Source organism: Streptomyces rhizoryzae (assembly GCF_023155275.1).
Lineage (GTDB): Bacteria > Actinomycetota > Actinomycetes > Streptomycetales > Streptomycetaceae > Streptomyces > Streptomyces rhizoryzae.
This window is the reverse complement of record NZ_JALMUV010000048.1, coordinates 1-24162: the sequence shown is the minus strand read 5'-3', so window position 1 is coordinate 24162 and position 24162 is coordinate 1. Positions and strand designations below refer to the sequence as shown.

Below are 24162 nucleotides of genomic sequence, written 5' to 3'. Positions count from 1 at the left end.
GGCTTGCGCACATCGTAAGCGCATGCATATGAATAACGAGGGGGCGGACCGCACGGCGTCCGCGACGACGGAGCGGGCGGCCCTGGACCGCCTGTGCGCACTCGACGCCCGCGCGGTGGGCGACAGCGTGGCCCTGGTGGACCGGCTGGCCCCGGGGGACCTCACCAGGCCCACCCCCTGCGCCGGGTGGGACCTGGCCGCGCTGCTCGGCCATCTGACGGCCCAGCACCGGGGGTTCGCGGCGGCGGCGCTGGGCCGCGGCGGGGACCTGGCGCACTGGGCGGTGCACCCGGTGGGCGACGACGTCCCCGCGGCCGTGGCCGGCTACCGCCGCGCCGCCGCGGACGTCCGGGCGGCCTTCGCGGCCGTGGACCGCCCCGACCGGCCGTTCGCGCTCCCGGAGTTCACCACCGAGCGGACCGTGCCCGCCGCGCGGGCCATCGCCTTCCACCTCATCGACTACGTCGTCCACAGCTGGGACCTCGCCCGCACCCTGGACCTGCCCTACGACCCGGACCCCCGGCTCCTCGACGCGGCGCTGCCGATCGCCCGGGCGGTGCCCGACGGCGCGGCCCGGCAGGCCTCCGGCAGCTCCTTCCGGCCCGCCCTGCCCGCCGCGGACGGTGCCGGACCGCTGGACCGGATCCTGGCGATGCTGGGCCGCGCACCCGACTGGCGCGCGCCGGGGCGGTGACGGGGGCGGCCGCCGGGCGCGTCCCGGTGCCCGCCGGTGGTCAGGCGGTCTCCGGGGACGGCTCGTCCACCGGGGCGGGCACCGGTGCCGGCCGGCGGGAGACCGCCACCCCGGCCAGGCACAGCACCCCGCCGGCCAGGGTGAGCGGGCCGGGCACCTCGCCGAGCAGCGGCCAGGCCAGCAGCACCACCAGCACCGGCACCGCGTAGGTGGTGGCGCCCATCCTGCCTGCGGTGCTGCGGGCCAGCGCGAACGCCCAGGTGGTGAAGGCGGCGGCGGTCGGGAAGAGGCCGAGGTAGAGCATGTCCAGGGTCCGCGGGAGCGGGGCGCGGGCGGCCTCGGACAGCAACGTGCCGGCGAACGGGAGGCAGGCGGCGGCGCCGGTCAGGCAGCCGTAGAAGGTCACCGTCAGCGCGCCGGTGTGGCGCAGCGCGGGCTTCTGCGCGACCACCCCGCCCGCGTAGCCGACCGCGGCCAGCAGGCACAGCAGGACGCCCAGGAGCGAGGACCGGCCGCCGCCGGACATCGACAGGGCGACCACCGCCGCGCCCGCGAACGACACCGCCAGCCCCGCGAGCAGCCGCCGCGTCAGCCGCTCGCCCAGCAGCCGCGCGCCGAGCAGCGCCACCAGCAGCGGGCCGGTGTTGACCAGCAGTGCGGCGGTACCGGCGTCCACCTCCCGCTCGCCCTGGTTGAGCGCCACGGTGTACGCGCCGAACCACAGCACACCGGAGCACAGGATGCCCGGCCAGGCGGCGCGCGGCGGGAAGCCGCCGCCCCGCACCAGCACCAGGACGCCCAGCGCCAGCGAGCCGGTGAGCAGCCGGCCGAGGGCCAGCGCGCCCGGCGAGTAGGCGGTCCCGGCGCTGCGGATGACGACGAAGGCGGAGGCCCACAGGACGACGGTGGCGGCCGCGGCGGCCACCGCGGGCCAGGCGGGGGAGCGGACGGCGGTCCGCGCAGGGGTGGTCATGCCGGGAGAGTAGACGGGCGACCGTTCGGTATCCGGCGAAGTGTCGCCGCACAGCGGGGGGTTGGGCGGGCGTCTCGGTCAACCGGCGGCTGGTTTCAGCTGGTTCCGATCAGGGCCGTTAACAGCATGTTCATCAAACTGTTGAAGCGGAAAGGGGTGGGTGGGCGCCGGGCGGCGGTGCCGGGCGCCGCCGGAGACCGCCGGCGCGACGGAAGGAAGGCATGCGATGGGCAGGGCCACAGCCGTGAACGGCGTCCTCGACGTACCCGTCATCGACATCTCCGCATGGGCGGGCGGCACCGCCGCCGACCGGGACCGCATCGCGGCCGAGGTCGACCGGGCGGCCCGGACCGTCGGCTTCATGCAGATCGCCGGACACGGCGTCCCGGACGCCGCGGTGGACGCGTTCGCCGCGGCGCAGGACGCGTTCTTCGGGCTGCCGATGGCGGAGAAGAAGGCGCTGCGCGCGCCCTCCCCGGACGTCAACCGCGGCTACACCCCGCCGCGCACCGAGCGGCTGAGCCTGAGCCTGGGCGTCCCGGCGGCGGCCGAGGACCTCTTCGAGGCGTTCAACGTCGGCGCGGAGGCGGCCGCGTTCCCCGGCCTCGGACTGCCCGAGGAGCACTACCCGGCCAACATCTGGCCGCCGGTGCCGGGCTTCCGGGACGCGGTGGAGGAGTGGTGCCGCCGGGCCGGCGGACTGGCCCGGCGGCTGACCGGGATCTTCGCGCACGCCCTGGGGCTGGCGCCGGACCACTTCACCCCGTTCACCGACCACTCGCTGGACGTGCTGCGGATGAACCACTACGCGCTGCCCGAGCGGGAACTGGTCATCGACCGCGACCAGATGGGCATGGGCGCGCACACCGACTACGGCATCGTCACCGTGCTGTGGGCCGACCGGGTCCCCGGGTTGCAGATCCTCGACACCGAGGGCCGCTGGCACGACGTCCGGCCCGAACCGGGCTGCCTGCTCGTCAACCTCGGTGATCTGCTGGCCCGTTGGACCAACGACCGGTGGCTGTCCACCCTGCACCGGGTGCTGCCGCCGGCCGACGCCACCGGACGCGTCGGGCGCCGCCGCTCCGCCGCGTTCTTCCACGACGGCAACTGGGACGCGGAGATCAGCTGCCTGCCCGGCTGCGCCCCGGCCGGCGCGGAGCCGCTGTACCCGCCCACCACCGTCGGCCGCCACCTGGCGGAGAAGCTGGGCGGTTCGCGCGCCGGGAAGCTCAACGCCAACTCGCCCCGCGAGGCGGCCCGGTTGCTCGCGGCCAGGACCGAGGGCCGGTGACCCTGACGCCGCGCCGCACCGCCCGGCGCCGCCCCCGCCCCGTCCGCCCGGACGGCGCGCGGGGCCCCGGCGCCGGCCGGACGCTGGGCCTGGGCGTGCAGCACGCCCTGGTGATGTACGCCGGGGCGATCGCGGTGCCGCTGATGTTCGGCGCCGGGGCGGGCCTGGACACCGAGGACGTCAGCGTCCTGGTCAACGCGGACCTGTTCGTCGCCGGCCTCGTCACCGTCGTCCAGAGCCTGGGCGCGGGGCGGTTCCTGGGCGTGCGGCGGCCGCTGGTCACCGGCGGCTCGTTCGTCTGCGTCACCCCGATGATCATGATCGCCCGGGAGTACGGGATGCTGCCGGTGGTCGCCCCGCGGATCTACCACCGCTTCCCCGAGTGGTGGCAGCTGCTCTTCGGCAGCCCCTCGACCGCGGCCCTGGTGGTCGCCCTGGGACTCCACCTGGCGTTCCGCCGCGGCCGGACCGGGGTGGCGCCGGAGCAGGCAGCCGGCCGCACCGGACTGCCTGCCCCGTAAGGGATCTGACGCCACGTCAGTCCAGCTGCTGCACCCGGCGGGCGACCCGCTCGTGGGCCCGCAGCTTCTCCGCCAGGTCCGGCAGCCGGAGTTCGCCGCCGTCCACCAGCACCCGGCCGCCGACGACCGTGGTCCACGCCCGGGACGGGGCGCAGCGCAGCCACGCCTCGACCGGGTCGGTGAGCGCACCGGCCAGCGCCACCTCCGGGGTGTCCCAGACCACCAGGTCACCGCAGGCGCCCGGGCGCAGGTGCCCCAGCTCGTCGTCCCGGCCCAGGCAGCGGGCCGAACCGCGGGTGGCCATGTCCAGCGCGTCCCGGGCCGCCATCGCGGCCGGGCCGCCGCGGTAGCGCCCCAGCAGCAGGGCGTTGCGGGTCTCCAGCCACAGCGAGGCGTGGTCGGTGGAGGCGGAGCCGTCGCAGCCGACGCCGACCGGCATGCCCAGCCCGCGCATCTCCTGGACCGCGGCGGTACCGCCCGCGATCAGCATGTTGGAACTGGGGCAGTGCGCCACGCCCACCCCGGCGGCGGCGAGCCGGGCGCGCTCCTCCTTGGTGGGGTAGACGCAGTGCGCGACCCAGGTGCGGTCGGTCATCCAGCCGACCGACTCGAAGTACTCGACGGGCCGGCAGCCGTGGTTCTCCAGGCAGTAGGCGTCCTCGTCGGGGTCCTCGGCGAGGTGGGTGTGGAGCCGGACGTCGAGCCGCTCGGCGAGTTCGGCGGTGGCGGTCATCAGGTCCCGGGTGACCGAGAACGGGGAGCAGGGGGCCAGCGCGACGCGGATCAGCGCGCCGGGCTCCGGGTCGTGGTACGCCGTCACCAGCCGCTCGCTGTCGGCGAGCACCTCCTCGGCGGTCTGGGTGACCGACCGGGGCGGCAGCCCGCCGTCCTCGGTGGAGAGGGTCATCGAGCCGCGGGTGGCGTGGAAGCGGAAGCCGAGGTCCTGGGCGGTGCGGATCTGCGCGTCGATCAGGCGGGGCCGGGGGTGGACGTAGTGGTGGTCCGCCGAGGTGGTGCAGCCGCCCAGCAGCAGTTCGGCCAGGCCGACGTAGGTGGAGAGGTGGACGGCCTCCTCGTCGAGCGCGGCCCACAGGGGGTAGAGGGTGGTGAGCCAGTCGAAGAGGGTGCCGTTGACCGCGGGGCCGTAGGAGCGGGTGAGGTTCTGGTAGATGTGGTGGTGGGTGTTGATCAGGCCGGGGGTGACCAGGCGGCCGGCCGCCGAGAGCGTGCGGGCGGCCCGCGCCGGCTCGGTGCCGGGGGACCCGTACGCCGCGACGCGGCCGTCCCGCAGCGCGATCCAGCCACCGGGGATCTCGGTGCTGCCGTCGATGACGAGCAAGCGGGCGTCCCGGACGAGCAGGTCACAGCCGTCGGCCGGGCCGGCGGGGGTGTCCGGGTGGGGGCGGGTGGGGGTGTCGGCCATGCGAGGACTCCTGTGAGACGGTGTGCCGGCGCGCCGGCACGGGGCTCGTGGGGTGCGCGCGGGCCCTGTACCGGTGTGCTGCGCGGCCACCGGATCGGCACCGCCGGACCGGCCGGCGGACGGGCGCTCCTCCCTGATGGATCTGGGACGCGGCGGCAGGGCGCCGCGAGGGGAGCCCTGCCCGGAAATCGGCCGGGCAGTCCCGGCGCCGGATCATGCGGGACGTTCGGCCGGGAGCGGACGGCGCAGCACATAGCCGCCGACCGCCACCGCCACCGCGATGACGCAGCCGGCGAAGGTCAGTCCGGCACCGCGCAGCCCCAGGCCCTGGGTGAGCGCGCCGACGCCCACCACCGGCAGCGAGATGCCGAGGTAGGCGACGAGGAAGAAGGCGGAGAGGGTGCCGCCGCGGTGCTGCTCGGGGGCGGCGGCGCCGACCGCGGTCAGCCCGGCGCGGAAGGCGAGGCCCTGGCCGGTGCCGCCGCAGACCGCGCCGGCGACCAGCAGCGGCAGCGCGGTGGCGGCGAGCGAGGCGCCGACCAGCAGCAGCCCGGCGACCAGGACCAGGCAGCCGGCCGGCAGGGCGGCGCGGGCGCCGAGCCGGCCGGTGAGGGCCTGGCCGAGCGTCGAGCCGGCGAAGACGGAGCAGACGATCGCCCCGGAGACCGCGAGGTTGCCGACGCCGAGGGTCTGCGCGACGAAGCTCGGTGCGACCGCGGTGAACAGCCCGAGCAGCGCGAAGCCGGCGAACGCGGCGACCGCGGCCGGGGTGAACACCGGACGGACCTCGGGCGGGACCCGCAGCCGCTGGGGGCGCGGCGAGCGCGGCAGGTGCGGGTCCGCGACGGTCTCCGGCAGCAGCCAGGTCAGCCCGGCGGCGACGGCGAGCAGGGCCAGGTGGACGAGGAAGGGCAGGGCCAGCGGGTGGGGCGCGTACTGGGCGAGCACCCCGGAGAGCAGCGGGCCGCAGCCCAGGCCGCCCATGTTGGCGGCGGTGGCGGCGAAACCGGCCCGGGACTCCCGTCCGGGGCGGGCCAGTTCGAGGACGGCGGCGGTGGCGGCGCCGCTGAACAGCCCGGCGGCGAAGCCGGACAGCAGACGCCCGAGCAGCAGCAGCGGCAGCCCGCCCTCCAGGAGGAAGCACAGCGCGCTGGCGGCGGACAGGGCCAGGCCGGCGAAGAGCACCGGGCGGCGGCCGGTGTGGTCGGAGAGGTTGCCGGCCAGCGCCAGGACGGCGATGACGCCGACCGCGTAGGTGGCGAAGACCACCGTCACCACCAGTTCGGAGAAGCCGAGTTGGTGGCGGTAGAGGCCGTAGAGGGGGGTGGGCAGGGTCGTCCCGGCCATGCCGATCGCGAAGACGCCGGCCGCGGCGGCGCTGCCGGGGCGGTGGTGCCGGCGGGTGGTCATGGTCATGGCATCAACGTAGGCGCCGGGGCCCGCCGGCGCGAGAAGGCGGGTGCCCCCGCGCGTGGCGGGGGCACCGTGCGTCCGGCCTCATCCGCTGCGGTCAGCGCCGGGGCGTGTTGGCGGCGGTGACGTTGACGGCGGCCCAGGCGCGGTCCACCGTCCGGTACGCCGTGCTGCCGGCGCCGTAGAGGTCCTTGGCGGCCTGGAGGGTCGCCAGGCGGGCGCCGTGGAAGTCGGTGGTGGAGACCATGTACCGGGTGAGCGCCCGGTAGAAGATGGCGGTGGCCCTGTCCCGGCCGATGCCGGTGACCTTGCCGCCGTCGTAGGTGGGGGAGTCGTAGGCGACCCCGCCGAGGGTTTTCCGGCCACTGCCCTCGGCCAGCAGGTAGAAGGCGTGCGAGGAGACCCCGGACCCGGCGTGCACCTCGGTGTCGTAGGTGTCCGCCGACCAGTAGTCGACGGTCCCTTCGAGGGTGTCCAGGGACGGGCGGTCCATCCGGCGCAGGAACTTCTGGGCCAGGCCCAGCTTTTCGCCCATGAGGTAGTTCGGCGGGTTCTTCGGGTTGTGGGCGGCGAACTCCACCGCGGTGCCGAAGATGTCCGCCAGTGACTCGTTGAGCGCGCCCGGTTCGCCGAACTGGTGGCCCTCGGCGTCGACCCGGGTGGGTTCCAGGCGGGCGGTGGCGTCCACCACGCCGTGGGTCAGTTCGTGGCCGGTGACGTCCAGGACGACCAGCGGCTTGCTGAAGACCTTGCCGTCGCCGTCGCCGTAGAGCATGCAGCCGCAGTCCGAGGACCAGAAGGCGTTGCCGACGCGGTTGCCGTAGTGGACCAGGGCGTGGGCGCCGGCGCCGTCGTTCTTGATGCCGTTGCGGCCGAAGGTCTTCTTGTAGAAGTCCAGGGTGCTGGTGATGCCGTACTGGGCGTCGACCGCGGCGGTGGTCCGGTTGGCGGCGGTGCCGTCGCCCCAGCGGTTGGTGCCGCTGGTGAACGGCCGGCCGGTGATGAACGTGTCCAGTTCCTTGCCACCGGCGTCGCGGGTCTCGGTGTTGCCGCGGGTGGCGTCGCGCAGGACGTAGGCGTTCTTGGCGGTGCGGGTGGTGGACAGGGTGACCGGGCCGACGAAGAGGGAGGCGCCGGTGCCGGTGGCCGGGGCCGGGTAGCGGCCGGCCGGCGGGGCCGGCGGGGCGGGCGGGGTGACGGCGGCGGTGCCGGGCGTGGGCCGCTCGCCGCGCTGCCGGAGCTTGTGCAGCACCGACGGCGACAGGAACGGCTCGTTGACCGGGATGTTGCTGAGCACGCCGCCGGTGGTGGCGTCGATGACGACGGTCCGGGCGCCGCGGGTCTCGTCGGTGCGGCTGTCGGCGACCTGGACCTGGTAGGCGAGGGTGCCGCGGCCGTCGCGGGCGTCCACCACGAGCCGGGGCTCGCCGGCGGTGCCCTGGGCCACCGCGGCGGCCTTGGCCGCGGCCTGGCGGCCCGACAGCTTCGGGGCGGCGGCGGGCGGGGCGACCTGGTGGCGGGCGGCCCGGGTCACGCCCTGGTAGGCGGAGTCGGCGCCCAGGTGGATGACCAGGTCGCCGCCGAGCACCGGCATCCCGCGGTGCATCCGGACGAACCGCACGTGCCGGCGGCCGTCGGGGTCGACGAGGGTGTCGGTGGCCTTGAGGGTGTCGTCCCGGCTCACGCCGGTGGTCGCGGCGTGGGCGTAGGCGGCGGCGCGGGCGGTGTCGACGACCGAGGGGGCGGCCGCGGCGGGGGCGGGGGAGGCGGTGGCCGCGGCGCCGACGCCGGCGGTGAGGCCGGCCGCCGTGGTGACCGCCAGGGCTATCGCCAGGCGGCGGCTGCGTATGTGGGGTCTACGCACTGATTCAGGTCCCTTTGCGCTGTGGGCGGCGGTAGGTGGCAACCGCCCGTACACGCGGTGCCGTTGCGCACCGCGGGGACCGTCCGGCCCCGCACAGACCCTGGTATGCCTGGCATGGGCATGTAAAGGAAAATGATCAATTTTGGGCGCCTGGAAGCCAAAAATTGATAATTGATCACCTTTATGTAGTCGGAAGATGACCAATCGTGTTCCGGGGGTGAAGACTCACCACCTCGCCCCGGGGTTGTACGGCACTGCCGGGAAATTTCCCGGCACGCCGAAGGCCGGGGCGGCGGATGCCGTCCCGGCCGGTGCGGTCAGGGGCGTGCGGCCCCTCCCGGGGCCGCGCTAACCGGTGTGGAAGAGCTCCTCCAGCGACGCCTGGGCCTTCTCGCCGCCGCGCACCGCCTCGACGACGGCCTGGTGGAAGGCGCGGCTGTCGGCCTCGGAGTGGCAGGGGACGGGGCTGCCGGTCATGGTGTACCAGTCCGAGGACCCGGTGTACTGGACGGCGACGTGCGCCTCGTCCTCCGACCACGTGGTGTGGATGGTCAGATCGCCCTGCATGGGGCCGATCTCCTCGGTCTGCACCGCGCCGGGGCGGGCGTGGATCCCGACCGTGGTCCAAGATGCCCAGGTCATGTCGTTCCCCTCGTCACCAGGGCCCCGGCCGGCCGCCGGGCACGGTGCTTCAAGTCTGGCACCCGACGTGCGCCCGCGCACCGCATCGACCGCCCGCCACGGCGCCCCCGCACACTGTCACCACCCTCGTCATCCGGCCCTCACCGGCTCGTCACGCCGCCGTCACACAGGGTGCCGGTCAGCCAGTCGCCGACCGCGTCCAGCGCCGCGTCGGCGGCCGGCAGCGCCCCGGCCGCGCCGAGGAAGCCGTGGAAGGTGCCCGGATGTTCGTCCACCCGCACCGGGACGCCGGCGGCGCGCAGCGCCCGCCCGTAGGCGCGCCCCTCGTCCCGCAGCGGATCGCACTCGGGCAGCACCAGCAGCGCGGGCGGCAGCCCGGACAGGTCCGCGGCGAGCCCGGGGGAGGCGTACGGGTGGTCCCGGTCGCCGTCCGGGCCCAGGTACTGGTCCCAGTACCAGCGCATATGGGCGGTGGTGTGGAAGAAGCCGGTGGCGTAGGCGGTGGCCGAGGCGCCCGCCAGGCGGTGGTCCAGGACCGGGTAGACCAGCAGCTGGGCGGCGAGCCGCGGGCCGCCGCGGTCCCGGGCCATCAAGGTCACCGCGGCCGCGAGGTTGCCGCCGCTGGAGTCGCCCGCGACCGCCACCCGCTCCGGGGCGCAGCCCAGCTCCGCGGCGCGCGCCGCGGCCCACGCCGTCGCCGCGTAGGCGTCCTCGGCGGCGGCCGGGAAGCGGTCCTCGGGGGCCCGCCGGTAGTCCACCGAGACCACCACCGCGCCGCCGCGCCGGGCGAGTTGGCGGCACAGCCCGTCGTGGGTGTCCAGGTCGCACAGGACCCAGCCGCCGCCGTGGCAGAAGACGATCAGCGGGCGCGGCCCGGCGGCGGGTGCGTCCGGGCGGTAGATCCGCACCGGGACCCCGGGGGCACCGGGCGGGCCGGGGACCGTCGCCCCGGCCGCGGTCACCCCGCCGGCGCCGGGCTCCGGCGGCGCGGCCCGGGAGGCGCGGCGCAGCGCCGCGGCGTCCAGCGGCCCGTCCGCCGGGTCGGGGAAGCCGGCGGCCATCGCGTCCGCGATCCGCCGGGCCGCGGGGGAGAGCGGGTCGGGGGCGGGGGCCGCGGGGCCGGGCGGGGTGCCGGTCATCGGGTGGTCAGCCCCCCGTCCACCGCGAACTCCGCGCCGGTGATGTACGCGGACGCGTCGGAGGCCAGGAAGCGGACCAGCTCGGCCACCTCGTCCGGCTGCCCGACGCGGCGCAGCGGCACCCGCGGCCACTCCTGCTCCGTGGGGTCCGGGCCGAGGACATCGGCGACCATCGGGGTGTCGATCATGCCGGGGTGGACCGAGTTGACCCGGATCCGGTCCGCCGCCAGGTCCAGCGCCGCGGACTTGGTCAGCCCGCGCAGCCCGAACTTGCTCGCCCCGTACGCCGAGTGGCCCGGGATGCCGCGCAGGCCGGCGGTCGAGGAGATGTTGACGATCGAGCCGCCGCCGGCCTTCCGCAGCTCCGGGACGGCCGCCCGGATGCCCAGGAACGGGCCGAGCAGGTTGACCCGCAACAGCAGCTCGAAGTTCTCCCCGGTCTCCCGGTCCACCGGCGCGGTGCGCCACAGCGCGGCGTTGTTGACCAGGACGTCCAGCCGGCCGAAGGCGTCCACCGCGGTGCCGGTCACCGCCCGCCAGCCGTCCGCGTCGGTGACGTCGTGCCGGACGAACCGGGCCGCGTCGCCGAGTTCGGCGGCCAGCGCCCGGCCCTCCTCCTCGCGGACGTCGCCGAGCACCACCCGGGCGCCGGACGCCACGAAGAGCCGGGCCTCGGCCGCGCCCTGTCCGCGCCCGGCACCGGTGATCACCGCGACCTTGCCGTCCAGGTCCACGCCGCCGGTCATGCGCTCGCCTCCAGCGCCCGGAAGTGCGGGATGACCGTCTCGCCCCACTGTCGGATGGTCTCCAGGCAGGCTTCCTGCGGGACGCCGCCCATCTGGATCAGGCACATCACCTCGTCCACCCCGATCTCCCGCAGCTGCTCGACGTAGGCGATGGCGTCCTCGGCGGTGCCGTAGGCGTGCCGGGCGTTGTAGGTGCCGGTGTCGACCGGGCGGGCCGGGATGTTGGCCTCGTGCAGTTTGGCGACCAGCTGGTCGCGGTCCCGGCCCAGCGCCGCGACGTGGTCCTCGTGCTCGTCGTGCACGGTGGGCGCCGGGCCGTTGCCGTACCAGTGGGCGATCGCCTCGGCGAAGAACCGCTGGCCGCGGGTGCCGATGCGGTACGCGGCCGGGCCGTCGTCCGAGACGATCGTCGGGCAGAGCGCGGAGAAGTGGTCGTTGGCCCCGGTGGAGACGAACCGCTCCCCGCTGCGGGTGGCGATCGCCTCGTCGTAGACCTTGCGCATCGCGCGCACGTCGTCGGCGCCGGCGAAGCCCATCACCAGGGCGCCGATGCCCAGTTCGGCGGCGAGCTTGAGGGTGTCGTGCTTGCTGCACGCCATGAACAGCGGCGGGTGCGGGTCCTGCACCGGCCGGGGGAGGATCGCGCCGGGGCCGATGTCGAGCGTGCCGTGCCATTCGAAGGTGTCGTTCCGCCAGGCGTTGCTGAAGATCCGCAGCGCCTCCTCCATCTGCGGATAGGTGTCCTCGGGCCGGACGCCGTACATCGACATCTCCTGCTTGGTGGCGCCGCGCCCGGCGCCGATGTCGACCCGGCCGCCGGAGAGCACGTCGAGCATCGCGGCCCGCTCGGCGACCCGGACCGGGTGCTGGTAGCCGAACGGCATGGTGACCACGCCGTGGCCGATCCGGATCCGGGAGGTCCGGGCGGCGACCCAGGTCAGGAAGATCTCCGACGCGCTCATGTGCGCGTACTGGGTGAGTGAGTGGTGCTCCACCGCCCAGATGCGGTCGAAGCCCATCTCCTCGGCGTAGACGGCCTGTTCGACGCAGTCGTGGAGGACCTGGCGCTCGCGTTCGGGCGTCGGGTCGGCCAGCTGTGCCTCGAAGATCATCGAGAACTTCACGGAACTGCCTCCTCGTTCTGGAGGGTACGGAGACTATTTCTAATAGGAATATGTCTAGCAGGTATACGTGGCCGGGGGGAAGGGGGGCCGGGCGGCGTCCCGTCCGGCGCCGGACGGGGAGGCCGTAGACTGCGGAGGGTGACGGAGAAGAAGGCGCGCGGAGCGCAGGCCGGGGACGGCGCGGAGCGGCCGGCGCTGCCGGCGACCAGCTGGGCGGTGCTCGGACTCCTCTCCTTCGGTGAGGAGTTGTCCGGTTACGACCTGAAGAAGTGGTCGGACTGGTCGCTGCGCTTCTTCTACTGGAGCCCGTCGTTCAGCCAGATCTACGGCGAGCTCAAGCGCCTGGAGAAGGTCGGCTACGTCACCTCGCGGATGGTCGCCCAGGAGACCGGCAACCGCGACAAGCGGGTCTACGTCATCACCGACGAGGGCCTGGCGGCGGTCCGCCACTGGGCGCGCGAGGCGCCGGTGGAGCCCCCGGTGCTCAAGCACGGGGTCATGCTGCGGCTCTGGCTGGGCCATCTGCTGGAGGCCGACCGGATGCGCGAAGTCCTCGGCCGGCACCGGGAGTACGCCGAGACGATGCGGCACCGCGCCGAGGTGGACGCCGCGGGCGCCCGCGCCGAGGCGGCCTGGGCCTACCCCTCCCTCGTGCTGAAGTGGTCCGAGCGGTACTACGCCTCCGAGCGTGACCTGGCCGACGCGATGCTGGCCGACCTGGACGAACTGGCGGCCGCGGAGGACGCCGGCGCGGCCGGTGACGCGGAGCGCAAGCGCCCGTAGGTGCGCCGGAAGTAGAGCAGCGGGTCGGTCTCGCGCAGCCGCTCCGGCGGGGTGAGCGCGGTGACCCGGCCGAGCGCGATCAGGTGGTCGCCGCCCGGCAGCGCCTCCACCAGCTCGCATTCGAGGGTGGCGAGCGCCGCGGTCAGCAGCGGTGCGCCGTTGACGCCGGAACGCCAGTCCACGCCCTCGAACTTGTCGCCGCCGGTCACCGCGAACTGCCGGCACAGCTCCTGCTGGTCGGCCGCCAGGACGTTGACCGCGAACCGGCCGGCCTCGCTGATCTTCGGCCAGGTCGTGGAGGTCCGGGCCGGGCAGAAGCAGACCAGTGGCGGGTCCAGGGAGACCGAGGAGAACGACTGGACGGCCATACCGGCCGGGCGGCCGTCGGGCCGGCGCGCGGTGATCACCGCCACGCCGGTGCAGAAGCGGCTGAGCACCTCGCGCATCGCGGTGTCGTCGACCGGGGCGGTGGGGGTGGTGGTGGGCGGGGTGAAGGCGGGCACTTCGACCTCCCGGGTGTGGAGTTTTCTTCGGACTATTTCTACTAGGTATATGCCTAACAGAAACACTGTGATTGGATACCGGCCACGTCCGCACGTCAAGTAGGCGGCACCGCACCACACGCCGCCGCCACCTCCGAGCAAGGGAGCGGGAGGGCCAATGACCTGGGCACACCACCACACCCAAGGGCCGCCGCAGCCGGCGGCACCCGATACCGTCGCGGCGCTCGCCGCACACGCCGCCCGCGTCCACGGCGACCGGGAAGCGCTGGCGGACGGCGAAGTCCGCTGGACCTTCACCGAGTTGGGGAAGGAGATCACCGCCGCCGCGCGCGCCGCCGTCGCCCACGGCATCCGGCACGGCGACCGGATCGCCGTCTGGGCACCCAACAGCCGCCAGTGGATCACCGCGGTCCTCGGCGCGGTCTCCGTCGGCGCCGTCCTCGTCCCCCTCAACACCCGCTACAAAGCGGCCGAGGCCGCCGACATCATCCGCCGCAGCGGCGCCACCCGCCTCTTCACCGCCCGCGGGTTCCTCGGCTGCGACTACGACGACCTGCTGCACGACTCCGGGGAGGACCTGGGCCGGCTGGGGAGCACCGTGGTGCTGCGCGACGACGGCCCGCCCGGGCGGCCCGCGCGCCCCGGCACCCTCTCCTACCCCGCCTACCTGGCCGCCGGCCGCCGCGTCGGCGACGCCGAACTGGCCGCCCGGACCGCCGCCGTCCGCCCGGACGACCTGGCCGACATCCTCTTCACCTCCGGCACCACCGGCAGCCCCAAGGGCGTGCTCGCCACCCACGGCCAGACCATGCGGGTCTTCGACGCCTGGGCGCACCTGGTGACGCTGCGCCCCGGGGACCGCTACCTGCTGGTCAACCCCTTCTTCCACACCTTCGGCTACAAGGCGGGGGTGCTGGCCTGCCTGCTGCGCGGCGTCACCATGCTGCCCGAACCGGTCTACGACGCCGACCGGATCCTGCGCCGCACCGCCGAGGAGCGGGTCAGCGTCCTGATGGGCCCGCCGACCGTCTTCCACGGCCTGCTCAACCACCCCGACCGCGCCCGGCACCGGCTCGGCTCGCTGCGGCTGGCCGGGACCGGCGCCGCCACCGTGCCGGCCGAACTCGTCGTCCGCGTCCGCCGGGAGCTGGGCATCCCGGACGTCTTCACCGCCTACGGGCTGACCGAGTCCGCCGGGGTCGTCACGGTCTGCCCGACCGACGCCGACGCCGAGACCCTCGCGCACACCGTCGGACTGCCGCTGCCCGGCACCGAACTGCGGATCGTGGACCCCGCGGGCCGGCCGCTGCCGCCCGGCGCACCCGGCGAGGTGGTGGTCCGCGGCTACCACGTCATGCCCGGCTACCTCGACGACCCGGCCGCCACCGCCGCCGCCGTCGACCCGGACGGCTGGCTGCACACCGGCGACGTCGGCGTCCTGGACGACCGCGGCTTCCTCACCCTCACCGACCGCCTCAAGGACATGTACGTCGTCGGCGGGTTCAACGCCTATCCGGCGGAGGTGGAGCGGGTGCTGCGCGGCCACCCGGCGATCGCCGACGTCGCCGTGGTCGGCGCGCCGGACCCGCGGCTCGGTGAGGTCGGGGTGGCATTCGTCGTCCCCGAGGCGGGCAGCGCACCCGATCCGGGGGAACTGAACGGGTGGGCCCGCGAACGGCTCGCCAACTTCAAGGTGCCCCGGCGCTACCACCTCGTCCCCGAACTGCCGCGCAACGCCGGCGGCAAGGTCCTCAAGGGCGAACTGCGCCGGACGGCCGGGAACGAAGGGAGGAACGGCGGATGAGACCGACCGGCGAACAGGAGGAACTGCGCGCCGCGGTACGGCAGTTGCTGGCCCGGTATCCGGGGCCGGAGGCGTGGGGTCCGCTCACCGGGCAGATCGGCGCCGCCGGGCTGGCGGTGCCCGAGGAGCACGGCGGCGCGGGCTGCGGCCCGCTGGAGATCCACGTGGTGATGGAGGAGCTGGGGCGGGCGCTGGCCCCCGTGCCGTTCCTGGGCTCCGCGGTGCTCACCACCCAGGCCCTGCTCGCCACCGGGGACACCGCGCTGCTGCCCGCGCTGGCCGAGGGCACCGCGGTGGGCGCGCTGGCCTGGGCCGAGGCCGGCTCCTGGGAGCCGGCCGCGGTCCGCGCCACGGCCCGCCCGGCACCGGACGGCGGCTGGCGGCTCTCCGGCGCCAAGGACCACGTCCTGGACGGCGCGGACGCCGACGTCCTGGTGGTGGCCGCCCGGACCGGCGCCGGCGTCTCCCTCTTCGAGGTCCCGGCCGGCGGGCCCGGAGTCCGCCGCGAGCGGCTGGTGACGATGGACACCACCCGCCCGCAGGCCCGGGTGGTGCTGGACGCCGCCGCCGGCCGGCTGCTGGGCGCGGACGGCGACGGAGAGCGGGCGCTGGCCCGCGTACGGGACCTGGGCTGTGCGGCGCTCGCCGCCGAGCAGGTGGGCGCGGCCGAACGCTGCCTGGAACTGACCGTCGCCTACGCCAAGGAGCGGGTGCAGTTCGGGCGGCCGATCGGCTCCTTCCAGGCCGTCAAGCACCGGCTCGCGGACGCCTATGTGCAGGTGGAGGCGGCCCGGTCGATCGCGCTGGGCGCCGCGTACGCCGCCGCTCGCGGCGGGGGCGCGGGGGAGGAGCCGGCCCGCTGCGCCGCGGCCGCCAAGTCGGCCTGCTCCGAGGCGTTCTCGGCGGTGGCCGGGGAGATGATCCAGCTGCACGGCGGGATCGGCATCACCTGGGAGCACGACGCCCACCGCTACTTCAAGCGGGCCCACGGCAGCGCCCAACTGCTCGGCTCCCCGGCCGCCCACCGCCGCCGCCTGGCCGCCGCCCTGGGCCTGACGCCCAGTCAAGTAGCGTGATCCTCACGCTATTTTCTCGTTCCGCACCGCGGCCCCGGGCCGCCGGAGTAAGTCCGGCGGCCCGGGGCCGCGGCGCTGCCGTACGGGGCCGCTAACCGGCCAGGACCCGGGCCCGGCACGCGGCCGGGGTGCCCCAGGCGTCCCGCAGCGGGCGGGCCTTGCGGATCCACAGCGAGAGGTCCGGTTCGTCGGTGTAGCCGACCGCGCCGTGCAGCTGGAGCGCGGTGCGCGCCGCCGCGTAGCACGCCTCGCCCGCCGCCGCCTTGGCCGCCGCGGTCTCCGCGCCGGCCGACGGGGCACCGGCCGCCAGGGCCAGGGCCGCCGCGTGCACCAGCGGCTGGGCGAACTCCAGGCCGATCAGGGTGTCCGCGAGCCGGTGCTTGACCGCCTGGAACGAGCCGATCGCCCGGCCGAACTGGGTGCGCTGCCGCACATGGTCGACGGTCGCGTCCAGCAGGGCCCGGCCCACGCCGAGCGCCTGCGCGGCGGTCAGCAGCCGGGCCAGGTCGGCGGCGTGGCCGGCGGCGGCGGTGACGTGCGGGCCGCGGGCCAGGACCGTGCCGCCGAGCGGCCGGGAGAGCCGGCGGGCCGGGTCGAGGGCGGGCTGGACCGGGCCGTGCGCCTCGGTGCGGCACACCGTGTCGCCCCGGACGACGAGGACCGTGTCGGCGGCGTCGGCGTCCAGGGCGTACGGCGCGCCGTCGGCGCACAGGCCGACGAGCGCGTCACCGGCGGCGATCCGCGGCAGCCAGGCGGCCGCCGCGGCGCCGTCGCCCAGCCGGTGCAGGAAGACCGCCGCGGCGGCCGTCTCCACCAGCGGACCGGGCACCGCGTGGCGCCCCAACTCCGTGAAGGCCACCGCGAGTTCGAGGGGGAGCGGGCCCAGGCCCTCGTGCTCCTCGGGGACCGCGAGGGCGAACACCCCGGTCTCCGCGAGCCGGGTCCACAGGTCGCGGCCCGGCTTGTGCTCGCCGGCGGCCCAGGCCCGGGCGGCGGCCGGGGTGCCGGCCGCGCCCAGCAGGGCGTTCAGGGTCCGGGCGAAGTCCCGTTGCTCCTCGGTCAGCAGGAACCGCATCGCCGCCACCCCTCCCCGGAGCCGCCCCGCCCCGGACCGCCCGCCGGTGTCTCGTCGCCGGTCCTCATCCCCTGGCCTCCTTCGGCAGGCCGAGCAGGCGCTCGGCGCTGTGCTGTCCCGGGGGGCGACCCCCGGACCCCCGGCCGGGCCGCCGGGGTGCCGGTGTGTCCCGGTGTGCCGGACCGCCCGCCGGTGGGTGGGTGCGGACGTTCATCCCCTGGCCTCCTTCGGCAGGCCGAGCAGGCGCTCGGCGATGATGTTGCGCTGGATCTCGTTGGTGCCGGCGTAGACCGGGCCGGCGAGGGAGAAGGTGTAGCCCTCGGCCCAGCTGCCGTGGGCGGGGGCCTCGTCGGCGTCGTCGGCGAGGGTGCCGGCCGGGCCGAGCAGGTCCAGGGCGGTCTCGTGCAGGGCGATGTCCAGTTCGGACCAGAAGACCTTGTTGAGGCTGGACTCGGCGCCGACGCCGGCGCCGTCCGCGAGGCGGGAGGCGGTGGCGTAGGTGAACAGCTGGTAGGCGCGGGCGCCGATCACCGCGTCGGCGACCCGGTCGCGCAGCGCGGTGTCCGCCGGATCGGCCGCCTCCCGCCACAGGGCGGCCAGCCGGTCAGCGGCGGCGGTGAAGCGGCCCGGGCTGCGCAGGGTCAGCCCGCGTTCGTTGCCGGCGGTGCTCATCGCCACCCGCCAGCCCTGGCCGGGCGCGCCGATGACGTCCTCGTCGGGGACGAAGACGTCGTCGAGGAACAGCTCGGCGAAGGCCGGTTTGCCGTCCAGCCGGCCGATCGGGCGGACCGTCACCCCGGGTGCGTCCAGCGGGAACATCAGGTAGGTCAGGCCCTGGTGCGGGCGGGGTGTGCCCGCTTCGCTGCGGAACAGGCCGAACGCGCGGTCGGCGAAGGCGGCCCGGGAGGACCAGGTCTTCTGGCCGCGCAGCAGCCAGCCGCCGTCGGTCCGCACCGCCGGTGAGCGCAGCGACGCCAGGTCCGAGCCGGCCTCCGGCTCGGACCACGCCTGGGCCCAGATGACCTCACCGGTGGCCATCGGCCCGAGGATCCGGGCGCGCTGCTCGGGGGTGCCGTGTTCGAAGAGGGTGGGGGCGAGGAGGTTGATGCCGTTCTGGCTGACCCGGCCGGGCGCGCCCGCCGCGTAGTACTCCTCCTCGAAGATCAGCCACTGGAAGAGGGAGGCGCCCCGGCCGCCGTACTCCTCCGGCCAGGAGACCACCGACCAGCGGTCGGCGGCGAGCCGGTGCTCCCACGCGCGGTGCGCCGCGAAGCCCTCGCGGGTCTCCAGGGACGGCAGCGGCGTCGCGGGGACGTGCGCGGCGAGCCAGGCGCGGGCCTCGGCCCGGAACGCGGCATCGGCGTCGCTTGCGTCCAGGTCCATCAGGAACCGGCCTCCTTCATCTTCGCGAGGTCCATGCCGCCGAGGGAGTCCCGGGCGGTCTCGGCGTTGTGCGCGTGCGCGAGGTGGTGCAGTCCGAAGACCGAGTCCAGGCCCGGGTGGAGGCCCTGGAGGTCCTCGGCCTGGTTGACCGCGCGCTTGGTCAGCGCCAGGCCCATCCGCGGCATCTCGGCGATCCGTTCCGCCAACTCCCGCGTGCGCTCGGCCAGTTCGGCGCGCGGTACGACGCGGTTGACCATGCCCAGTTCGTAGGCGCGGCGGGCCGGCATCCGGTCGCCGGTGTAGAGGAACTCCTTGGCGATCCGCGGCGGCATCACCCAGGGGTGGGCGAAGTACTCCACGCCGGGGATGCCCATCCGGACGACCGGGTCGGCGAAGAAGGCGTCGTCGGCGGCGACGATCAGATCGCAGATCCAGGCGAGCATCAACCCGCCCGCCACGCAGGCGCCCTGGACGGCGGCGATCACCGGTTTGGGGAGCTCCCGCCAGCGGCGGCACATCCCGAGGTAGACCTCGGACTCGCGGGCGTAGCGGCTCTCCGCACCGGCCTTGTCCGAGTGGTCCCACCACAGCCCGGCCTTGCGGTCGAAGGGCAGGTGGGCGTCGCGGCCGGGGCTGCCGATGTCGTGGCCGGCGGAGAAGTGCCGGCCCTCACCGGCCAGCACCACGACCTTGACCTCGTCGTCGTCCGCGGCGCGGTAGAAGGCGCGGTCCAGGGCGTAGGTCATCGCGGAGTTCTGGGCGTTGCGGTGATCCGGGCGGTTCATGGTGACGGTGGCGACCGGGCCTTGCCGGGCATAGCGCACCACGGGTGTCTCTTCACCGGCGGTCATCGGCGACTCCTTCCCTAACAAGTGTTTGGTAGGTTAACGTACCGCCATGAGCAGCGTCGAGGCCCCCACCACCGTCGAGAGCTTCCGCACCGAGATCCGCAGCTGGCTGCGGGCCAACCTCACCGGGGAGTTCGCGGCCCTGCGCGGCCGCGGCGGCCCCGGCCGGGAACACGAGGCGTTCGCCGAACGCCTCGCCTGGGAACGGCACATGGCCGCCGCGGGCTGGACCTGCGTCGGCTGGCCCGAGGAGTACGGCGGGCGCGGCGCCACCCTGGAGCAGCAGGTCGCCTTCCACGAGGAGTACGCGCTCGCCGGCGCGCCCGCCCGGGTCAACCACATCGGCGAGCAGCTCCTGGGCCCCACCCTGATCGCCTTCGGCACCGACGAGCAGCGGGCCCGGTTCCTGCCGGAGATCGCCGCCGTACGGGAGCTGTGGTGCCAGGGGTACAGCGAGCCGGACGCCGGTTCGGACCTGGCGAACGTCCGTACCCGCGCCGCCTGGGACGGGGAGCGCGGCGGGTGGGTGGTGGACGGCCAGAAGATCTGGACCTCGCTCGCCCAGGAGTCCCAGTGGTGCTTCGTGGTCGCCCGCACCGAGCCGGGCTCGGTGCGCCACCGCGGCCTGTCCTACCTCCTCGTGCCGCTCGACCAGCCCGGTGTCGACATCCGGCCGATCACCCAGCTCACCGGCACCTCCGAGTTCAACGAGGTGTTCTTCGACGGGGCGTGGGCGCCGCACGTGGTCGGCGCGCCGGGCGACGGCTGGCGGATCGCGATGGCCACGCTGGGCTTCGAGCGCGGTGTCTCCACCCTCGGCCAGCAGGTCGGCTTCCGGCGCGAGCTGGAGGCGCTGATGGACCTGGCCCGGCGCAACGGCGCGGCGGACGACCCGCTGCTCCGCGACCGGCTGGCCCGGGCCTGGATCGGCCTGGAGACCATCCGCTGCAACGCCCTGCGGATGCTGGACGGCGTCGCGGCCGGCGCCCCCGGCCCGGAGGCGTCCATCGGCAAGATCTTCTGGGCGACCTGGCACCGGGAACTGGGCGAACTCGCCATGGACGTCTGCGGCGCCGGCGGCCTGCTCGCCGCCGGCGAGCCGTACGACCTCGACGACTGGCAGCGGCTCTTCCTCTTCTCCCGCGCCGACACCCTCTACGCGGGCTCCAACGAGATCCAGCGCACCATCATCGCCGAGCGGGTGCTCGGCCTGCCGAAGGAGGCGAAGGCATGACGGGGTCCGGGGCACCGGCCTATGTGGCCGGGCACGCACTGCTGGACGGGCGGACGGCGGTGATCACCGCCGCGGCCGGGGCCGGCATCGGCGGGGCGACCGCGCGGCGGTTCCTGGAGGAGGGGGCCCGGATCGTCATCGGGGACGCGCACGCCCGGCGGCTGGCGGAGAGCACCGCCGAGCTGGCCGCGGAGTTCGGCGCCGACCGGGTCGCCGGGCTGCCCTGCGACGTGACCGACGAGGACCAGGTGGCGGCGCTCTACGCGCTCGCCGAGGAGCGGCACGGCCGCCTCGACATCGTCGTCAACAACGCCGGGCTGGGCGGTACCGCCGAGCTGACCGAGATGACCGACGAGCAGTGGGCCAGGGTCATCGACGTCACCCTGGGCGGCACCTTCCGCTGCACCCGGGCCGCGCTGCGCCGGATGAAGGCCGCCGGGCAGGGCGGTGTGATCGTCAACAACGCCTCCGTCGTCGGCTGGCGCGCCCAGCGCGGCCAGGCCCACTACGCCGCCGCCAAGGCCGGGGTGATGGCGCTGACCCGCTGCGCCGCGGTGGAGGCGGCCGGCTACGGAGTGCGGGTCAACGCGGTCTCGCCGAGCCTGGCCATGCACCCGCACCTGGTGAAGGTCACCACGCCCGAGCTGCTGGCCGAGCTGACCGAGAAGGAGGCGTTCGGCCGCTACGCCGAGCCGTGGGAGGTGGCCAACGTGATCGTCTTCCTGGCGGGGGACTACGCGTCGTACATGACCGGGGAGACGGTCTCGGTCAGCTCGCAGCATGCGTGAGGAGCGCCGCGGCGAACTCCTGGCCACCGCGGCCGAGGTGTTCGCCGCCCGGGGCTACAACGCGACCACGGTCCGGCAGATCGCCGACGCGGCCGGGATCCTCGCGGGCAGCCTCTATTACCACTTCGACTCCAAGGAGTCGATGGTCGACGAGATCCTCTCCGCCTTCCTGGACGAGCTGGGAGCCGGCTACGACGCGGTGCTGGCCGCCGGCCTCGGGCCGCGGGAGACCGTCGAGGCGCTGGTCACCGAGTCGTTCCGGGAGATCGACCGGCACCGGGCCGCGGTCGCGATCTACCAGAAGGAGGCCCGGCACCTCGCCGCCCGGCACCCCCGCTTCGGCTACCTCACCGACGCCCGCCGCCGGTTCGCCCGGGCCTGGCTCGGCACCCTGGAGCGCGGGGTGGCCGGCGGCGCCTTCCGCGCCGACCTCGACATCCGGCTGACGTACCGGTTCGTGCGCGACACCGTCTGGGTCGCCGCGTCGTGGTACCGGCCCGGCGCACAGCACAGCCCCGAGGAGATCGCCCGCCAGTACCTGTCGGTGGTGCTGGACGGCATCGCGTTGCGGGACTGACCCCGCCCTCCGCAGAATCTCACCAAGGACCAAGGAGTTCACCATGCCCGAGGCGTACCTCGTCGATGCCGTCCGCACCCCGGTGGGGAAGAAGGGCGGCGGGCTGGCCGCCGTCCATCCGGCCGACCTCGGCGCCCATGTGCTGACCGCCCTGATGGACCGCACCGGGATCGACCCGGCCGCCGTGGCGGACGTCGTCTTCGGCTGCCTGGACACCGTCGGGCCGCAGGCCGGGGACATCGCCCGGACCTGCTGGCTGGCCGCCGGGCTGCCGGAGGAGGTGCCGGGCGTCACCGTCGACCGGCAGTGCGGCTCCTCCCAGCAGGCGGTGCACTTCGCCGCGCAGGGCGTGCTGTCCGGCACCCAGGACCTGGTGGTGGCGGGCGGGGTGCAGAACATGTCGCAGATCCCGATCGCGTTCGCCAGCCGCCGGGCCGCCGAGCCGCTCGGCCTCACCCAGGGCCCGTACGCCGGGTCGGCGGGCTGGCGGGCCCGCTACGGTGACCAGCCGGTCAACCAGTTCCACGGCGCCGAGCTGATCGCCACCACGTGGGACATCTCCCGCCAGGACATGGAGGAGTTCGCGCTCCGCTCGCACCGGCGGGCCGTCCGGGCCGCCGACGAGGGCCGCTTCGACCGCGAGATCGTCGCGTACGGGGAGGTCACCGCCGACGAGGGGCCGCGCCGGAACACCTCGCTGGAGAAGATGGCGCAACTGGCCCCCGTGGTCGAGGGCGGCCGGCTGACCGCCGCGGTCTCCTCGCAGGTCTCCGACGGCGCCGCCGCGCTGCTGCTGGCCTCCGAGCGGGCGGTGGCCGAGCACGGTCTGACCCCGCGGGCCCGGATCCACCACCTCTCGGTCCGCGGCGAGGACCCGATCCGGATGCTGTCCGCGCCGATCCCGGCCACCGCGTACGCGCTGAAGAAGGCCGGGATGACGCTGGACGACATCGACCTGGTGGAGATCAACGAGGCGTTCGCGCCGGTGGTGCTGGCCTGGCTGAAGGAGACCGGCGCCGACCCGGAACGGGTCAACGTCAACGGCGGCGCCATCGCGCTGGGCCACCCGCTGGGCGCGACCGGCGTCCGGCTGATGACCACGCTGCTGAACGAACTGGAGCGCACCGGCGGCCGGTACGGCCTCCAGACCATGTGCGAGGGCGGCGGGCAGGCCAACGTGACGATCATCGAACGCCTCTGACGGCGCGTCTGGAGGGGGCGGGGACGCCGGGGCGGTGGGGGCCGCCCCGGCGCTTCCGCGCGTCCCGGCGGTGCCGGGTCGCGGGCGGGGCCGGGCCGGTGTGCCCGGCCCGGGTCAGTGCAGCAGCCGGGCGCGGATCCGGGCCAGGGTGGCGGTGTCCAGGCCCAGGCCCGCGGTGAGGTAGCGCGGGATGCCGCCGTAGTCGCGCCGGAGGCGGTCGAGTCCGGCCCCCAGGTAGCCGGTGCGCACCTCCTGGAGCGGGATCAGCAGGTCCGGGTCCTGCATCAGGCCGGCCTGCTTCAGCTGGGCGCGCACCGCGGCGTCGGCGTCCCGGCGCAGGGCGTTGGAGAGCAGGTAGTCCCGTTCGGCGGTGGGGTGCGGGACGCCGAGCAGCCGCAGCAGGAGGTAACCGAGCCAGCCCGTGCGGTCCTTGCCCGAGGTGCAGTGGAAGAGCAGCGGCAGGTGGCCCCGGTCGGCGACCCGGGTGAGCATCGCGCCGAAGGCGGCGCGGTTGGCGGCGCTGGTCACGAACGTCGGGTACACGTCGCGCATCAGGGTCTCGGCCCGGCCGCCGCCCAGTCTGCGCTGCTGTTCCGCCGGGTCCTTGGTGGCGATGGCCGCCTGCATGGCGGCGAACAGGCCGGTGTCGTCCACCGCCACCGAGGTCACCGCGAGCCCGGCGGGCAGCCGGTCGGCGCCGTCGAACGAGACCTCCGACGGCACCCGCATGTCGATCACGGTGTGCAGCCCGAGGCCGTGCAGGGCGGTCAGGTCGTCCGGGGTCAGCTTGGCCAGTGAGTCGGAGCGGAACAGCCGCCCGTACCGCAGCGTCCGGCCGCGGTCGGTGCGGTAGCCGCCCAGGTCGCGGCAGTTGACCGCGCCGTGCAGCGGAACCCGGCGGGTGGGCGGCGGGGTGCTCCGCCGGCCGCGGGGCGCGGTGGCGGCACCGGCCGGTGCGCCGCCGGTGGCGGTGCGGCCGCCGAGGCCGAGGGCGGAGCCGAGCAGGGCAGTGGTGACGCGTCGTCGGGAGGGGAACACGCGGCAGCTCCTGAGGGGG

Annotated in this window: 23 protein-coding genes; 10 read left to right on the top strand and 13 right to left on the bottom strand. The window is 75.2% G+C overall.

Annotated elements, in window-relative coordinates; translation table 11 throughout:
• Positions 1 to 22: 22 nt before the first annotated feature.
• On the top strand, positions 23 to 694 hold the full coding sequence (locus tag MUU72_RS29225) for a TIGR03086 family metal-binding protein (RefSeq protein WP_248016421.1): 672 nt from the start codon (positions 23 to 25) through the stop codon (positions 692 to 694).
• A gap of 40 nt (positions 695 to 734) precedes the next feature.
• Here MUU72_RS29225 and MUU72_RS29220 read toward each other — a convergent pair whose 3' ends face one another.
• Positions 735 to 1667 carry a DMT family transporter gene (locus MUU72_RS29220; RefSeq protein ID WP_248016420.1) on the bottom strand — a complete coding sequence of 311 codons (933 nt, stop codon included), beginning with the start codon at positions 1665 to 1667 and terminating at the stop codon, positions 735 to 737.
• Between the two features lie 226 nt (positions 1668 to 1893).
• Between MUU72_RS29220 and MUU72_RS29215 the strand changes: the two genes are divergently transcribed.
• Together MUU72_RS29215 and MUU72_RS29210 are read left to right on the top strand one after the other, a co-directional pair.
• Positions 1894 to 2961 (top strand): isopenicillin N synthase family dioxygenase, encoded by a 1068-nt coding sequence (locus MUU72_RS29215; RefSeq protein ID WP_248016419.1) that lies wholly within the window; start codon positions 1894 to 1896, stop codon positions 2959 to 2961.
• Complete coding sequence (locus tag MUU72_RS29210; protein WP_248016418.1) at positions 2958 to 3482, top strand: solute carrier family 23 protein; 525 nt, start codon at positions 2958 to 2960, stop codon at positions 3480 to 3482. The genes MUU72_RS29215 and MUU72_RS29210 overlap by 4 nt, the downstream gene beginning before the upstream one ends.
• A 16-nt stretch (positions 3483 to 3498) precedes the next feature.
• Here the strand turns inward: MUU72_RS29210 and MUU72_RS29205 are convergent, their stop codons facing one another.
• The 7 genes from MUU72_RS29205 to MUU72_RS29175 form a co-directional block, all read right to left on the bottom strand.
• Complete coding sequence (locus tag MUU72_RS29205) at positions 3499 to 4905, bottom strand: 8-oxoguanine deaminase (protein ID WP_248016417.1); 1407 nt, start codon at positions 4903 to 4905, stop codon at positions 3499 to 3501.
• A gap of 213 nt (positions 4906 to 5118) precedes the next feature.
• The gene (locus MUU72_RS29200) at positions 5119 to 6321 is read right to left on the bottom strand and encodes an MFS transporter (RefSeq protein WP_248016416.1); all 1203 of its coding nucleotides are present in this window, start codon (positions 6319 to 6321) and stop codon (positions 5119 to 5121) included.
• Positions 6322 to 6415: 94 nt separating this feature from the next.
• On the bottom strand, positions 6416 to 8182 hold the full coding sequence (locus MUU72_RS29195) for a M4 family metallopeptidase (protein WP_248016415.1): 1767 nt from the start codon (positions 8180 to 8182) through the stop codon (positions 6416 to 6418).
• Between the two features lie 348 nt (positions 8183 to 8530).
• Positions 8531 to 8824, bottom strand: a complete 294-nt coding sequence (locus MUU72_RS29190; RefSeq protein WP_248016414.1) for a hypothetical protein — start codon at positions 8822 to 8824, stop codon at positions 8531 to 8533.
• 140 nt (positions 8825 to 8964) lie between these two features.
• The gene (locus MUU72_RS29185) at positions 8965 to 9963 is read right to left on the bottom strand and encodes an alpha/beta hydrolase (RefSeq protein ID WP_248016413.1); all 999 of its coding nucleotides are present in this window, start codon (positions 9961 to 9963) and stop codon (positions 8965 to 8967) included.
• Positions 9960 to 10709, bottom strand: a complete 750-nt coding sequence (locus MUU72_RS29180) for a glucose 1-dehydrogenase (RefSeq protein WP_248016412.1) — start codon at positions 10707 to 10709, stop codon at positions 9960 to 9962. Before MUU72_RS29180 ends, MUU72_RS29185 begins: the two co-directional genes overlap by 4 nt.
• Positions 10706 to 11833, bottom strand: a complete 1128-nt coding sequence (locus MUU72_RS29175) for an LLM class flavin-dependent oxidoreductase (protein WP_248016411.1) — start codon at positions 11831 to 11833, stop codon at positions 10706 to 10708. The genes MUU72_RS29180 and MUU72_RS29175 overlap by 4 nt, the downstream gene beginning before the upstream one ends.
• 138 nt (positions 11834 to 11971) lie before the next feature.
• Between MUU72_RS29175 and MUU72_RS29170 the strand changes: the two genes are divergently transcribed.
• On the top strand, positions 11972 to 12616 hold the full coding sequence (locus MUU72_RS29170) for a PadR family transcriptional regulator (RefSeq protein ID WP_248016410.1): 645 nt from the start codon (positions 11972 to 11974) through the stop codon (positions 12614 to 12616).
• Here MUU72_RS29170 and MUU72_RS29165 read toward each other — a convergent pair.
• Positions 12508 to 13119, bottom strand: a complete 612-nt coding sequence (locus tag MUU72_RS29165) for a flavin reductase family protein (RefSeq protein WP_248016409.1) — start codon at positions 13117 to 13119, stop codon at positions 12508 to 12510. The genes MUU72_RS29170 and MUU72_RS29165 overlap by 109 nt on opposite strands.
• Before the next feature lie 157 nt (positions 13120 to 13276).
• Here MUU72_RS29165 and MUU72_RS29160 point away from each other — a divergent pair, with 157 nt between their 5' ends.
• Both MUU72_RS29160 and MUU72_RS29155 read left to right on the top strand, forming a co-directional pair.
• Entirely contained in the window at positions 13277 to 14923 is a 1647-nt protein-coding gene (locus MUU72_RS29160) for a FadD3 family acyl-CoA ligase (RefSeq protein WP_248016408.1), read from the top strand.
• Positions 14920 to 15999, top strand: a complete 1080-nt coding sequence (locus MUU72_RS29155) for an acyl-CoA dehydrogenase family protein (protein ID WP_248016407.1) — start codon at positions 14920 to 14922, stop codon at positions 15997 to 15999. Before MUU72_RS29160 ends, MUU72_RS29155 begins: the two co-directional genes overlap by 4 nt.
• Before the next feature lie 91 nt (positions 16000 to 16090).
• Here MUU72_RS29155 and MUU72_RS29150 read toward each other — a convergent pair whose 3' ends face one another.
• The 3 genes from MUU72_RS29150 to MUU72_RS29140 form a co-directional block, all read right to left on the bottom strand.
• Positions 16091 to 17074 (bottom strand): acyl-CoA dehydrogenase family protein, encoded by a 984-nt coding sequence (locus MUU72_RS29150; protein ID WP_248016406.1) that lies wholly within the window; start codon positions 17072 to 17074, stop codon positions 16091 to 16093.
• Between the two features lie 210 nt (positions 17075 to 17284).
• On the bottom strand, positions 17285 to 18457 hold the full coding sequence (locus MUU72_RS29145; RefSeq protein ID WP_248016405.1) for an acyl-CoA dehydrogenase family protein: 1173 nt from the start codon (positions 18455 to 18457) through the stop codon (positions 17285 to 17287).
• Positions 18457 to 19308, bottom strand: coding sequence for an enoyl-CoA hydratase (locus tag MUU72_RS29140; protein ID WP_248016404.1), 852 nt, complete (start codon positions 19306 to 19308; stop codon positions 18457 to 18459). The genes MUU72_RS29145 and MUU72_RS29140 overlap by 1 nt, the downstream gene beginning before the upstream one ends.
• A 46-nt stretch (positions 19309 to 19354) precedes the next feature.
• Here MUU72_RS29140 and MUU72_RS29135 point away from each other — a divergent pair, with 46 nt between their 5' ends.
• The 4 genes from MUU72_RS29135 to MUU72_RS29120 are packed head-to-tail and all read left to right on the top strand — an operon-like array spanning position 19355 to position 23105.
• Entirely contained in the window at positions 19355 to 20539 is a 1185-nt protein-coding gene (locus MUU72_RS29135; RefSeq protein WP_248016403.1) for an acyl-CoA dehydrogenase family protein, read from the top strand.
• Entirely contained in the window at positions 20536 to 21327 is a 792-nt protein-coding gene (locus MUU72_RS29130; RefSeq protein ID WP_248016402.1) for an SDR family oxidoreductase, read from the top strand. Before MUU72_RS29135 ends, MUU72_RS29130 begins: the two co-directional genes overlap by 4 nt.
• Positions 21320 to 21904 (top strand): TetR/AcrR family transcriptional regulator, encoded by a 585-nt coding sequence (locus tag MUU72_RS29125; RefSeq protein WP_248016401.1) that lies wholly within the window; start codon positions 21320 to 21322, stop codon positions 21902 to 21904. Before MUU72_RS29130 ends, MUU72_RS29125 begins: the two co-directional genes overlap by 8 nt.
• 43 nt (positions 21905 to 21947) lie before the next feature.
• Positions 21948 to 23105 (top strand): acetyl-CoA C-acetyltransferase, encoded by a 1158-nt coding sequence (locus tag MUU72_RS29120; RefSeq protein ID WP_248016400.1) that lies wholly within the window; start codon positions 21948 to 21950, stop codon positions 23103 to 23105.
• A gap of 114 nt (positions 23106 to 23219) precedes the next feature.
• Here MUU72_RS29120 and MUU72_RS29115 read toward each other — a convergent pair whose 3' ends face one another.
• Positions 23220 to 24143, bottom strand: a complete 924-nt coding sequence (locus tag MUU72_RS29115; RefSeq protein ID WP_248016399.1) for a tyrosine-protein phosphatase — start codon at positions 24141 to 24143, stop codon at positions 23220 to 23222.
• Positions 24144 to 24162 lie beyond the last annotated feature (19 nt).

Excerpts from the sequence above, each read along its gene's own strand:
- MUU72_RS29225 (WP_248016421.1), top strand. The coding sequence starts at position 23 with ATGCATATGAATAACGAGGGGGCGGACCGCACGGCGTCCGCGACGACG.
- MUU72_RS29220 (WP_248016420.1), bottom strand. The coding sequence starts at position 1,667 with ATGACCACCCCTGCGCGGACCGCCGTCCGCTCCCCCGCCTGGCCCGCG.
- MUU72_RS29215 (WP_248016419.1), top strand. The coding sequence starts at position 1,894 with ATGGGCAGGGCCACAGCCGTGAACGGCGTCCTCGACGTACCCGTCATC.
- MUU72_RS29205 (WP_248016417.1), bottom strand. The coding sequence starts at position 4,905 with ATGGCCGACACCCCCACCCGCCCCCACCCGGACACCCCCGCCGGCCCG.
- MUU72_RS29200 (WP_248016416.1), bottom strand. The coding sequence starts at position 6,321 with ATGACCATGACCACCCGCCGGCACCACCGCCCCGGCAGCGCCGCCGCG.
- MUU72_RS29190 (WP_248016414.1), bottom strand. The coding sequence starts at position 8,824 with ATGACCTGGGCATCTTGGACCACGGTCGGGATCCACGCCCGCCCCGGC.
- MUU72_RS29185 (WP_248016413.1), bottom strand. The coding sequence starts at position 9,963 with ATGACCGGCACCCCGCCCGGCCCCGCGGCCCCCGCCCCCGACCCGCTC.
- MUU72_RS29180 (WP_248016412.1), bottom strand. The coding sequence starts at position 10,709 with ATGACCGGCGGCGTGGACCTGGACGGCAAGGTCGCGGTGATCACCGGT.
- MUU72_RS29160 (WP_248016408.1), top strand. The coding sequence starts at position 13,277 with ATGACCTGGGCACACCACCACACCCAAGGGCCGCCGCAGCCGGCGGCA.
- MUU72_RS29155 (WP_248016407.1), top strand. The coding sequence starts at position 14,920 with ATGAGACCGACCGGCGAACAGGAGGAACTGCGCGCCGCGGTACGGCAG.
- MUU72_RS29150 (WP_248016406.1), bottom strand. The coding sequence starts at position 17,074 with ATGCGGTTCCTGCTGACCGAGGAGCAACGGGACTTCGCCCGGACCCTG.
- MUU72_RS29145 (WP_248016405.1), bottom strand. The coding sequence starts at position 18,457 with ATGGACCTGGACGCAAGCGACGCCGATGCCGCGTTCCGGGCCGAGGCC.
- MUU72_RS29140 (WP_248016404.1), bottom strand. The coding sequence starts at position 19,308 with ATGACCGCCGGTGAAGAGACACCCGTGGTGCGCTATGCCCGGCAAGGC.
- MUU72_RS29135 (WP_248016403.1), top strand. The coding sequence starts at position 19,355 with ATGAGCAGCGTCGAGGCCCCCACCACCGTCGAGAGCTTCCGCACCGAG.
- MUU72_RS29130 (WP_248016402.1), top strand. The coding sequence starts at position 20,536 with ATGACGGGGTCCGGGGCACCGGCCTATGTGGCCGGGCACGCACTGCTG.
- MUU72_RS29125 (WP_248016401.1), top strand. The coding sequence starts at position 21,320 with ATGCGTGAGGAGCGCCGCGGCGAACTCCTGGCCACCGCGGCCGAGGTG.
- MUU72_RS29120 (WP_248016400.1), top strand. The coding sequence starts at position 21,948 with ATGCCCGAGGCGTACCTCGTCGATGCCGTCCGCACCCCGGTGGGGAAG.